Source organism: Vibrio sp. HI00D65 (assembly GCF_001635455.1).
Classification (GTDB): Bacteria; Pseudomonadota; Gammaproteobacteria; order Enterobacterales; family Vibrionaceae; genus Vibrio.
This window is the reverse complement of the sequence record NZ_LWEH01000214.1, coordinates 78,772-91,252: the sequence shown is the minus strand read 5'-3', so window position 1 is coordinate 91,252 and position 12,481 is coordinate 78,772. Positions and strand designations below refer to the sequence as shown.

Here is a 12,481-nt window from a genome sequence, read left to right as displayed (position 1 = left end):
CGGTTTTAGCATGAGCCAATTTACACACATTAACGCGTCTGGAGAAGCGAACATGGTCGATGTATCGGCTAAGGCTGAAACGGTACGTGAAGCAAGAGCTGAAGCCTTTGTTCAAATGTCGGCAGAAACGCTGCAACTTATCGTCTCTGGTAGCCACCATAAGGGTGATGTTTTCGCTACGGCTCGTATTGCGGGTATTCAAGCGGCTAAGAAGACATGGGATCTAATCCCACTTTGTCACCCTCTACTATTAACGAAAGTAGAAGTGCAGCTTGAGGCTATCGAGTCTGAAAACAAAGTTCGTATTGAATCTGTTTGTAAGCTTGCTGGGAAGACGGGCGTAGAGATGGAAGCGCTAACGGCTGCTTCTGTTGCTGCGCTGACCATTTACGATATGTGTAAAGCTGTTCAGAAAGACATTGTTATCGAGAATGTACGCCTGCTAGAGAAGACCGGTGGTAAATCAGGTCACTTTAAGGTGGAATCATGATTACAGTACTTTTCTTTGCTCAAACTCGTGAACTTGTTGGCGTGGATAGCGTTGAAGTGGATGCACATTTTAAGACGATTGAGGCGATTCGTGGCCACCTTGTCGCACAAGAAGGCAAATGGGATATCGCATTGGAAGAGGGCAAGCTTCTGGCTGCTCTTAACCAATCAATAGTACCTTTGACGACTGAAGTGAAAGACGGTGACGAAGTAGCATTCTTCCCACCTGTAACGGGAGGCTAGTCATGGATCCAAGAGTAGTTGTGACTTCTGAGGACTTCTCTGTTGCTGATGAATACGCGTTTCTCTCTGAAGGAACCTCTGCAGGTGCTGTAGTAACTTTTGTTGGTAAAGTTCGCGACATGAACCTTGGCGATAATGTGATTGGTTTGTCTTTGGAGCACTATCCAGGCATGACAGAAAAATCGCTGAGCGAGATCTGTGACCAAGCTGAAGCGCGTTGGCCTATCCAAAAGATGCGAGTTATCCATCGTGTCGGTGACCTAGATATTGGTGATCAGATTGTTCACGTTGGCGTCTCAAGTGCACACCGTGGTGCAGCATTTGAAGCGTGTGAGTTTGTGATGGATTTCTTAAAAACGAAAGCACCGTTTTGGAAAAAAGAACGCACCACTGAAGCAACTCGTTGGGTTGATTCCCGTGACTCTGATGCTAAAGCCGCGGAGCGCTGGGAGAAGTAATTTCTTTAAAGTGACGTTGCTTCAAAATTAACTCATTTGTTTATGAGACAGTCAAAAGCCGACCATTTAGGTCGGCTTTTTTGTACCCGTTAGAAATTGATTTATGAACAAGCACTGTTTTAATAAATCGTTAATCACTGCTGTTGCATATAAATTCAAATCTCATTTTTGTCTGAATTAGTGCATTGAATTTACCGTTTTGGTGCAGCGCATTATGGTGTTTTGTATAAAGTGATAATCCTCACAAATAGTGTAGTATGTTTAGGTGATATGTGATGTGCAGTTAGATTTTATGTGGCATTAATGTTAATTTGCGCTCGATGTTCTAGCATAAGATGCTAAAAAAAAGTATCAACATAGATACATCAACACTAAAGGCTGTTTTTTAATTAATCCCTCTATGTAAGTCACTACTGATTTGGGATTTGTTAGATATTTACACTGATACCTTAAGTATTTTGGAGAATTATCCGATTTTTTGCGACTTGTTTGTGGCAAATTACTTCAATGGTTGATAGTGTGTGCCTCAATCTTTGTAAGGCTTTAGGTTTTCATGCTTAAATTTTGAGCTAAATAAATCTAAATCACTGCCGTTCAGTGAACCAAGCAAAGAAGTCATGGATGCAATACATAAAACTTGGAGTTTATTAAATGTACAAGAATAAAATCACTCAGGCCCTTCTTCTAGGTGCTGGTTTGGCAGTGGCTGCCTCTTCTACTCTTTCTATCGCTGCTGAAGTTCCAGCAGGCACAGAACTGGCAAAAGTTCAGGAACTTGTTCGCGGTAACGGTACTGAAGTTGCAACTATCGACCCACACAAATCTCAAGGTGTACCAGAATCTCACGTAATTCGTGATCTTCTAGAAGGTCTAGTGAACCAAGACGGCGACGGCAATACTATCCCTGGTGTTGCGGAAAGCTGGGAAACGACAGACAACAAAACATTCACTTTCCACCTACGTAAAGACGCAAAATGGTCTAACGGCGATCCTGTAACAGCTCAAGACTTTGTATACAGCTGGCAACGTGCAGTAGATCCTGCAACAGCTTCTCCATACGCTTGGTACATGGAATACACCAAGATGGCAAATGCGAAGGATATCGTAGCGGGTAAGAAAGATAAGAGTGAACTGGGCGTTAAAGCAGTAGATGCAAACACTCTTGTTGTTGAACTAGACACTGCAATACCTTACTTTGTGATGATGACTGGGCATACAACAATGAAGCCAGTACATCAGGCCACTGTTGAAAAATACGGTGATCAGTGGACTAAACCAGAAAACTTTGTTGGTAACGGTGCATTCGTTGTTAACAACTGGGTTGTTAACGAGCGTTTAGAACTTAAGCGTAATGAGCAATACTGGGATAACGCTGATACAGTTCTTAATAAAGTAACGTTCCTTCCTATTGAAAACGCAGTTGCGGAAATGAACCGTTTCCTATCTGGCGAGATCGACTTCACGTCCACTTTGCCGACAGAGCACTTCAAGCGTTTGAAGAAAGAGCACCCTGAGTCAGTGTCTGTTGAAGGCAGCCTGTGTAGTTATTACTACTCTTTCAACACGAAGAAAAAACCATTTGATGATGTGCGTGTTCGTAAAGCAATTTCTTACGCTATCGACCGTAATATCGTAACAGATGCTATCCTAGCGCAAGGGCAAAAGCCTGCTTACTTCCTAACTCCGGAAATTACAGCTCACTTCGACCCAGAATTGCCTCAGTATGGCTCAATGTCTCAGAAAGAGCGTAACGCAGAAGCAGCACGTCTTCTTGAAGAAGCAGGTTACGGTAAAGACAATCCACTTAAATTCACTCTGCTTTACAATACGAACGAAAACCACAAGAAAATTGCGGTAGCACTTGGTTCTATGTGGAAGAAGACTCTCGGTCTAGAGGTTACTCTAGAAAACCAAGAGTGGAAAACTTACTTATCTACGAAAGATCAAGGTGACTTCGAAGTATCACGTGCTGGTTGGTGTGGTGATTACAACGAAGCGTCTTCATTCTTGACGCTAATGGTGAGCAAGAACACGACTGGTGGTCAGCATTGGGGTAACAAAGATTACGATGCGCTAATCGACAAAGCACTTAACTCAACTTCAGAAGAAGAGCGTACAGCACTTTACCTAGAAGCTGAGAAGTTAATGGCCAATGATATGCCTATCGCACCTATCTACCAATACGTTCGTTCTCGTCTACTAAACCCGCACGTTGGTGGTTTCCCATCAGCTAACGCGGAAGAGAAGATCTACTCAAAAGATCTCTACATCAAAGCTCAATAATTCTGAGCAAATAGAACTATAAAACTGGGCTCTGCATGTTAGAAATTGCATGCAGCGCCTCTCTTCAATCTGAAATTAAACAGATTGAAGATTTCTTTAATTTTAATGTCACAGACTGAAAGAGTGAGTTTATGCTTAAATTCATCGCTAAAAGGATATTTGAAGCAATCCCAACTATGTTGGTTTTGATCACAGTATCTTTCTTTCTAATGCGCTTTGCGCCGGGTAACCCTTTTTCAACTGAGAAACCGTTACCGCCTGAAGTAATGGCTAACATCGAAGCTAAATATGGCCTAGATAAGCCTGTTTTCGAACAATACACAACTTACCTGTTCAATGTAGTTCAAGGCGACTTTGGTCCATCCTTTAAGTACCTAGATTACTCGGTAAATGAATTAATTTCTGTCGCGCTACCTGTATCGGCTAAAGTTGGTTTTGTTGCGTTTATCTTCACCGTTATTTTGGGGGTAACTGTCGGAACTATTGCCGCCTTGAAGCACAATACTTGGGTCGACTACACCATTATGTCGACCGCGATGCTTGGGGTTGTAATGCCTTCATTCGTGCTCGCGCCTGCTCTTATCTACCTATTCTCACTGCACTGGGATATCTTCCCTGCTGGTGGCTGGCAAGGCGGTACATTTATGTACATCGTGCTGCCTGTTATTGCGATGTCTCTTTTATATGTAGCGACTTTCGCTCGTATTACTCGCGGTAGTATGATCGAGACTCTAAACAGTAACTTTATTCGAACTGCTCGTGCCAAAGGTCTAAGCTATCGCTATATCGTTGTGAAGCATGCTCTTAAACCTGCACTTCTACCTGTTGTTTCCTATATGGGGCCAGCCTTCGTAGGTATCATCACAGGTTCAGTTGTTGTTGAAACCATCTTCGGCCTACCGGGTATCGGCAAGCTTTTTGTTAACGCTGCGTTCAACCGTGACTACTCGCTAGTAATGGGTGTAACCATCTTGATTGGTTTCCTATTCATCTTGTTCAACGCAATTGTTGATATTTTGCTAGCGCTGATTGACCCGAAAATTCGCTACTAACAGGGACTGGTTATGTTGAAGAAAAAAGAAAATTTAGAAGCGATCGAAAAGTTCTCTGAGAGTCTAGAGATCGAAGGTCGTAGTTTATGGCAGGATGCTCGTATTCGTTTCATGCGAAATAAAGCCGCGATGGTCAGCCTGTTCATTCTAACCTTAATGGTACTGGCGGTTATCTTCCTACCGATGCTGGCCCAGTACACTTACGATGATACCGACTGGTATGCAATGCACGTAGGCCCTAATGCTGACCACTGGTTTGGTACCGATAGCTTAGGTCGTGATTTGTATGTACGTACTTTAATTGGTGGCCGCATCTCATTGATGGTTGGTGTGATGGGTGCCTTCGTAGCAGTATTGATTGGTACGCTTTACGGTGCAGCTTCAGGCTTCATCGGCGGCCGTACTGACCGAGTGATGATGCGTATCCTAGAAATATTGTACGCAGTACCATTCATGTTCCTAGTAATCGTTCTAGTGACATTCTTTGGTCGTAACATCATTCTAATCTTCGTTGCGATTGGTGCGATTGCTTGGCTAGATATGGCGCGTATCGTACGTGGCCAAACGCTGAGTTTACGTAGTAAAGAGTTCATTGAAGCTGCACACGTATGTGGTGTAAGCAAATGGAAGATCATTACACGTCATATCGTTCCAAACGTTCTAGGTATCGTAGCGGTTTACTCTACGCTGCTTATTCCGAGCATGATCCTTACTGAATCATTCTTATCTTTCCTTGGTCTTGGTGTTCAAGAGCCTATGACAAGCTGGGGCGCACTGCTTCAAGAAGGTTCGCAAACAATGGAAGTTGCAATTTGGCAACTGGCATTCCCTGCGGTATTCATGGTTGTCACGCTGTTCTGCTTTAACTACGTAGGCGATGGTCTGCGCGATGCGCTTGATCCAAAAGACAGATAAAAATTAATAGCAAATAAAACTACAAAAGCTATAAAAGATTAAGGAAGCAATGATGAGCTTATTAGATGTCAAAGACCTGCGCGTCGAATTTACCACGCAAGATGGTATCGTAACCGCAGTAAACGACTTGAACTTCTCACTTAACCAAGGCGAAACGCTGGGTATTGTTGGTGAGTCAGGTTCAGGTAAATCACAGACTGTATTCTCTATCATGGGGTTGCTGGCTAAAAACGGCATCATCTCAGGTAGTGCAAAATTCGAAGGTAAAGAGATTCTTAACCTTCCAGAAAAAGAACTAAACAAAGTTCGTGCTGAACAGATCGCGATGATCTTCCAAGATCCGATGACATCACTGAACCCTTACATGAAAGTAAGTGATCAGCTGATGGAAGTACTTATGCTGCACAAAGGCATGGGTAAGGCGGAAGCATTCGAAGAATCAGTACGCATGCTTGAAGCGGTTAAAATCCCGGAAGCACGTAAGCGTATCACCATGTACCCACACGAATTCTCTGGCGGTATGCGTCAGCGTGTGATGATTGCAATGGCGCTATTGTGCCGTCCAAAACTGCTAATTGCAGATGAACCAACTACCGCGCTGGATGTAACTATTCAAGCACAAATCATGGAACTGCTGAACGAACTGAAAGATGAGTTCAACACGGCAATCATCATGATTACCCACGATTTAGGTGTTGTTGCGGGTTCTTGTGACAAAGTACTCGTGATGTACGCAGGTCGTACAATGGAGTACGGTACGGTTGACGAAATCTTCTACGAGCCGAGCCACCCATATGCGGAAGGTCTACTGAAAGCGATCCCTCGTTTGGATACGGAAGGTGAGATCCTACCGACTATTCCAGGTAACCCACCAAACTTACTTCGCCTGCCGACAGGCTGTCCTTATCAAGACCGTTGTCACCGTGTAATGGACCGTTGTAAGCAGGAAGCACCGATTCTGACTCCATTTGGTCAAGGCGACCGTCAGCGTGCTTGTTTTTCTGATTGGGAGGCTTGGACAAAATGAGCGTAGTAGATAAGCAGTTATTATTAGATATTAAAGACCTGAAAGTTCACTTTAGCATTGCGGCTAAATCAGCGTGGCCTTGGGCAAAACCTTCAAACCTAAAAGCCGTTGATGGCGTTGATATCCACCTTTACGAAGGTGAAACGCTGGGTGTAGTAGGCGAGTCTGGTTGTGGTAAATCGACGTTTGCTCGTGCAATTATTGGTTTGGTTGAAGCAACTGACGGTGAAGTAATGTGGTTGGGTCAAGACCTAACTAAGATGCAAGAAATACAACGTCGTGAAACTCGTAAAGAGATTCAGATGATCTTCCAAGACCCACTAGCATCTCTTAACCCGCGTATGTCTGTTGGTGACATTATTGCTGAGCCACTAGAGACTTTTTACCCAGAACTTTCTAAGCAGGAAGTGAAGGACCGTGTTAAAGAGATGATGGCGAAGGTAGGTTTATTGCCAAACGTAATCAACCGTTACCCACACGAGTTCTCTGGTGGTCAATGTCAGCGTATTGGTATCGCACGTGCACTTATCTTGAAGCCTAAGATGATCATTTGTGATGAACCTGTTTCGGCACTTGATGTATCTATCCAAGCTCAAGTTGTTAACCTGCTGAAAGAACTGCAAAAAGAGCTAGGTCTTTCGTTGGTATTCATCGCGCACGACTTGTCAGTTGTGAAGCACATTTCTGATCGTGTATTGGTAATGTACTTGGGTAATGCGGTTGAGCTGGGTGAGTCAGATGCATTGTTTTCTGATCCTAAACACCCGTACACCAAGGCGTTGATGTCTGCGGTTCCAATTCCGGATCCTCGCTTAGAGCGTAGTAAAACAATCCAGATGCTGGAGGGCGACTTACCATCGCCAATCAATCCACCATCAGGTTGTGTTTTCCGTACTCGTTGCCCACAAGCGACAGAAGCGTGTGCGCAAACCAAGCCTACAATTCAAGGCGATGACGTTCACGCAGTATCTTGCTTGCACGTACAAGTCTAGAGCCAATTTAAAACGGTTCAGCCTGTGACAGGCTTAAGCGCGACTAGTTTTTAGAGTCGCGCTTTTTTTGTACTGCAGGCCTATTTCCTATATTTTGTTCAATAGCTTCATCAAATAATTCGAACAACTAAGCCAACTTCTTCTAGTTTTGAAAAAGTTGGCTTTTTTTATACTAGAGAAAAGTTAGCATGATAGAGGTTTGGATATGGGCAAATTAGTTGAAGGTGTTTGGCACGATGTATGGTACGACACCAAAGAGAATGGTGGTAAGTTTATCCGAGAGGATGCCGTTTTCCGCTATTGGGTTAAGAATAAAGCAGGCGCGCAGTTTGAAGCGGAAAGTGGTCGTTATCATCTGTATGTATCGTTAGCTTGCCCTTGGGCACACCGCACACTTATCTTCAGAGAACTCAAAGACCTAACAGAGCATATTGATGTGACCGTTGTATGCCCAGACATGATGAGAGAGGGGTGGCAAATGGGCTTACCTGAGCCGCTATTTGGTCATACCCGTATGCACCAAATCTACACTCAAGCTAAATCGGATTACTCAGGTCGAGTGACGGTGCCAGTATTGTGGGATAAGAAAACCAACACCATAGTCAGTAACGAATCTTCTGAAATTATTCGCATGTTTAACTCAGAGTTTAATCATATTACGGGCAATACTGATGATTATTACCCGTGGGAACTGGCGAGCAAAATTGATCAGTGGAACGACTATATCTACCCAAATATCAACAATGGCGTTTATCGTACTGGCTTTGCGACGACACAAGAAGCTTATGAAGAGGCGTATGACGCGCTTTTCAAGGCACTGGACAAAGTAGATGCACATCTTAGTGAGAACCGTTATTTAGCGGGAGAGCAGATTACTGAAGCGGATTGGCGGTTGTTCACGACCTTAGTTCGATTCGATGCTGTGTATGTGGGTCACTTCAAGTGTAACAAGCAACGAATTGCGGATTACAAACATATCCAAGGTTATTTAAAAGAGCTCTATCAAATCGAGGGCATTAAAGAGACGACGGACTTCTACCACATCAAGCGCCACTACTATTTCAGCCATACTGGTATCAACCCGACTCAAGTAGTGCCGAAAGGGCCGGAGCTGGATTTAGATTCGCCACATGGCCGAGGCTAGGGTTACCTGTTCCGATAAATCCAGACATAAAAAAACCCTAGATAAACATCTAGGGTTTTTGCTTTCTGAAAAAGAAAAATTAGTTAACTACTTTTTCTTCAGCTTGTGCAGCTTGGTCTGCTTGGATAGCCGTTAGAGCTACTGTGTACACGATATCGTCTACTAGAGCACCACGAGACAAGTCATTTACTGGCTTGCGCATACCTTGAAGCATTGGACCGATTGATACTAGATCTGCTGAACGTTGTACTGCTTTGTAAGTCGTGTTACCAGTGTTTAGGTCTGGGAATACGAATACAGTCGCTTTACCAGCTACTGGAGAGTTTGGCGCCTTAGAAGCAGCAACGTTTTCCATGATGGCAGCATCGTACTGTAGAGGACCGTCGATCACTAGATCAGGACGCTTCTCTTGAGCAATCTTAGTTGCTTCACGTACTTTATCTACGTCTGCACCCTTACCAGATTCACCAGTAGAGTAAGAGATCATAGCAACGCGTGGGTCGATACCAAATGCCGCAGCAGAATCTGCAGATTGGATAGCGATTTCAGCAAGCTGTTCCGCTGTTGGATCTGGGTTGATCGCACAGTCACCGTAAACCAGAACTTGGTCAGGCAGTAGCATGAAGAATACAGAAGATACGATAGACGCATCTGGTGCAGTCTTGATGATTTGGAACGGAGGAACGATAGTGTTTGCTGTGGTGTGAACCGCACCAGAAACTAGACCGTCTACTTCGTCGTTCTCAAGCATCATTGTGCCTAGGAATACTGAATCTTGTAGCTTCTCACGAGCAACAACTTCAGTCATGCCTTTCGCGCCACGTAGTTCAACTAGACGAGCCACGTAGTTTTCACGTACTTCATCAGAGTTGATGATTGTTACGCCAGCACCTAGCTCAACGCCTTGTTGTGCAGCAACGCGACGGATTTCGTCAGGGTTACCTAGAAGCACACATTCAGCGATGCCGCGCTCAGCACAGATAGCTGCAGCTTTAACTGTACGTGGCTCATCACCTTCAGGAAGAACGATACGTTTGCCAGCTTTACGAGCGAACTCAGTTAGTTGGTAACGGAATGCTGGTGGGCTTAGGCGACGAGACTTCTCAGTACCTTCCGTCATTGACTCAATCCAGTTGCCATCGATGTGACCCGCAACGTGTTCGTTGATGAACTCGATACGCTCTTTATCGTCGGCTGGTACTTCTAGGCTGAAGCTCTGTAGGTTTAGAGATGTCTGCCAAGTGTTACCTTGTGCTTTAAAGATTGGAAGACCAGCCTCTAGAGCAGGCTTGATTAAGTCTTGGATTTCCGCAGGGATATCGTAACCACCAGTTAGAAGAACAGCACCAATCTCAACGCCGTTCATTGCTGCAAGTGCTGCTGCAACGATAACGTCAGGGCGGTCAGCCGAAGTCACAAGTAGTGAACCTGGCTTGAAGTGTTCAATCATGTTCGGTAGAGAACGTGCACAGAAAGTGATGCTCTTAATACGACGAGTATTCAGTTCACCTTCGTTGATGATCTCAGCGTTTAGATGAGAAGCCATGTCTGCAGCACGAGTAGCGATTAGCTCGATGCTCCAAGGCACACAACCAAGAACACGGATTGGAGAAGTATTGAAGATCTCCATTACTTTTAGTTCACTTTGCTGAGCGCTGTCTGCATCGTCAAAGATTTCAGATAGGTCAGGGCGAGTACGGCCCGCTTCATCTACCGGAGCGTTAAGCTTGTTGATGATAACGCCAGAGATGTTTTTGTTCTTAGTGCCACCGAAGTTAGAACATGCTACTTCAATACGCTCTTTAAGTTGAGCTGGGTTGTCAGTACCTGGAGTTGCAACAAGTACAATCTCTGCACCTAGTGTTGCAGCAATTTCTGCGTTCACTTGGTTAGCGAATGGGTGCTTACGAGTTGGTACTAGACCTTCGATAAGTGTTACGTCAGCATCTTTGTTGATCTGGTTGTAACGCTCAACAACAGTTTCTAGTAGCTCGTCCATGTTGTCGTTACCGATTAGGCTTTCAGCAACAGACATCGCCAGAGGTTGACCGATCTTAACATCGCTGTTTGTGCCAACGATAGTTGAAGTTAGATCAGGTTGATCACCACCAGAACGTGGTTGAGAGATTGGTTTGTAGAAAGAAACCTTAACGCCCTTGCGCTCCATTGCGCGAAGAACACCCATGCTTGCGCTAGTTAGACCAACACCAGCACTAGTAGGGATAAGCATAATAGTACGAGACATTCGTATGAGTACCTTTAGCTATTGGATTAAAAAAGCTCAACTTCATATTCCTATTTAAGGGTAGGAATAGGAATAGAAGCTGAGCCCCATTTTCATCAAAAGACCGCCGGCTCGTTACAGCCAGCGGTACAAATTTTGATTAAAGACCTGCTAGCTTCGCAGTGTCTTCAGCAATTACTAGCTCTTCATTAGTAGAGATAACCATTGCAGGGATACGGCTGTTAGCTGTAGTGATAGTACCTTCGCCGCCGAAACGAGCTTTAAGGTTAGCTTCACCGTCAACTTCGATGCCGAAGATGCCTAGGCGGTTTAGAACCATTTCACGGATTGGGCCAGAGTTTTCGCCGATGCCGCCAGTGAAAGTGATTGCGTCTAGACGACCTTCTAGACTTGCAGTGTAACCAGCTACGTACTTAGCTAGACGGTGACAGAATACGTCCATTGCACGAGTTGCTTCTTCTTTCTCACCGTAGTTGTCTTCAACGAAACGACAGTCAGAAGTCACTTCAGTTAGACCAGCAAGACCAGACTCTTTGGTTAGCATGTTGTTGATTTCTTCAACAGAGTAACCAAGTGCGTCATGTAGGTGGAAGATGATTGCAGGGTCTAGGTCACCACAACGAGTACCCATTACAAGACCTTCAAGAGGAGTAAGACCCATAGAAGTGTCTACAGATTTACCGTTCTTGATTGCACATACAGAAGCGCCGTTACCTAGGTGACAGTTGATGATGTTAACTTCTTCAACTGGCTTGTTTAGTAGGCCTGCAACTTCACGAGTGATGAATAGGTGAGAAGTACCGTGCATGCCGTAACGACGGATGCCGTGCTCTTTGTACAGGTTGTACGGTAGAGCGTATAGGTAAGACTCAGAAGGCATTGTTTGGTGGAACGCAGTGTCAAATACAGCAACGTTTTTAAGGCCTGGGAAGTTCTGTTGAGCAGCTTCGATACCGATTAGGTGAGCTGGGTTGTGAAGAGGTGCGAAAGTCGCAGCGTCTTGAATACCCTTAAGAACATCATCTGTGATTAGTGCAGATTGAGTGAACTGCTCGCCGCCGTGTACGATACGGTGACCGATAGCGCCAAGGTTAGCTTTAAGCTCAGGCTTAGAAGCAAGAATAGTTTCTACCATGAAAGATAGTGCTTCTACGTGAGCTGCGCCCGCGCCTAGTTGAGCTTCGTGCTTGCCGTCAAGTTTCCACTTCATACGAGCTTCTGGAAGACCTAGACACTCAGCAAGACCAGTTAGGTGCTCTGCACCTGTTTCTGCATCAACAACAGCGAATTTAAGAGAAGAACTACCACAGTTTAAAACTAAAACTAGCTTAGACATTAATGACTACCTGTTAATTTTTCTGATCGAAATCAGTTAAGGATGAAAATTAATCTCAAGAATAGACGAAGCTCGGTAGCTTGCGTACTAACCTTGGTCAAAAAAACGTTAATTTCCGTATTAAAGTGAAAGCGCACTTTTATGCAAAAGCGGCTTGTGCATTCCTTGCAGAAGTCTTCTCAAAGTTGCTTAAATTGTAAATAAGGGCAACAATGAGATTGAGGTCTGCAAATAATAGCGATATTGTGCAAATATAACAAAAAAATTTGAAAGAATATTATTTTTCGTCAAATTTTT

At 44.4% G+C, this 12,481-nt stretch carries 11 protein-coding genes; 9 read left to right on the top strand and 2 right to left on the bottom strand.

The window, feature by feature from the left end:
* Window positions 1–10 precede the first annotated feature (10 nt).
* From moaC to A3712_RS15960, 9 genes are all read left to right on the top strand, one after another.
* Window positions 11–490, top strand: coding sequence for a cyclic pyranopterin monophosphate synthase MoaC (moaC, locus tag A3712_RS16000; protein ID WP_004737345.1), 480 nt, complete (start codon window positions 11–13; stop codon window positions 488–490).
* Window positions 487–732, top strand: a complete 246-nt coding sequence (moaD, locus tag A3712_RS15995) for a molybdopterin synthase sulfur carrier subunit (RefSeq protein ID WP_063524243.1) — start codon at window positions 487–489, stop codon at window positions 730–732. Before moaC ends, moaD begins: the two co-directional genes overlap by 4 nt.
* 2 nt (window positions 733–734) lie before the next feature.
* Window positions 735–1,190, top strand: a complete 456-nt coding sequence (gene moaE, locus A3712_RS15990; protein WP_063524242.1) for a molybdopterin synthase catalytic subunit MoaE — start codon at window positions 735–737, stop codon at window positions 1,188–1,190.
* A 651-nt stretch (window positions 1,191–1,841) separates the two neighbouring features.
* A complete protein-coding gene (locus A3712_RS15985) occupies window positions 1,842–3,473 on the top strand; it encodes an ABC transporter substrate-binding protein (RefSeq protein ID WP_063524241.1) in 1,632 nt (543 codons plus the stop codon).
* A 131-nt stretch (window positions 3,474–3,604) separates the two neighbouring features.
* A complete protein-coding gene (oppB, locus tag A3712_RS15980; protein ID WP_063524240.1) occupies window positions 3,605–4,525 on the top strand; it encodes an oligopeptide ABC transporter permease OppB in 921 nt (306 codons plus the stop codon).
* A gap of 12 nt (window positions 4,526–4,537) precedes the next feature.
* The gene (gene oppC / locus A3712_RS15975) at window positions 4,538–5,440 is read left to right on the top strand and encodes an oligopeptide ABC transporter permease OppC (protein WP_004737351.1); all 903 of its coding nucleotides are present in this window, start codon (window positions 4,538–4,540) and stop codon (window positions 5,438–5,440) included.
* Between the two features lie 52 nt (window positions 5,441–5,492).
* Complete coding sequence (locus tag A3712_RS15970) at window positions 5,493–6,467, top strand: ABC transporter ATP-binding protein (RefSeq protein ID WP_061033798.1); 975 nt, start codon at window positions 5,493–5,495, stop codon at window positions 6,465–6,467.
* Window positions 6,464–7,459 carry a murein tripeptide/oligopeptide ABC transporter ATP binding protein OppF gene (oppF, locus tag A3712_RS15965; protein ID WP_004737353.1) on the top strand — a complete coding sequence of 332 codons (996 nt, stop codon included), beginning with the start codon at window positions 6,464–6,466 and terminating at the stop codon, window positions 7,457–7,459. The genes A3712_RS15970 and oppF overlap by 4 nt, the downstream gene beginning before the upstream one ends.
* A gap of 205 nt (window positions 7,460–7,664) precedes the next feature.
* Window positions 7,665–8,603, top strand: coding sequence for a glutathione S-transferase family protein (locus A3712_RS15960; RefSeq protein WP_063524239.1), 939 nt, complete (start codon window positions 7,665–7,667; stop codon window positions 8,601–8,603).
* A 79-nt stretch (window positions 8,604–8,682) separates the two neighbouring features.
* Here A3712_RS15960 and pta read toward each other — a convergent pair whose 3' ends face one another.
* Both pta and A3712_RS15950 read right to left on the bottom strand, forming a co-directional pair.
* On the bottom strand, window positions 8,683–10,848 hold the full coding sequence (pta, locus tag A3712_RS15955; RefSeq protein WP_063524238.1) for a phosphate acetyltransferase: 2,166 nt from the start codon (window positions 10,846–10,848) through the stop codon (window positions 8,683–8,685).
* A 139-nt stretch (window positions 10,849–10,987) separates the two neighbouring features.
* Window positions 10,988–12,184 carry an acetate kinase gene (locus tag A3712_RS15950; protein ID WP_063524237.1) on the bottom strand — a complete coding sequence of 399 codons (1,197 nt, stop codon included), beginning with the start codon at window positions 12,182–12,184 and terminating at the stop codon, window positions 10,988–10,990.
* Between the last annotated feature and the right edge of the window lie 297 nt (window positions 12,185–12,481).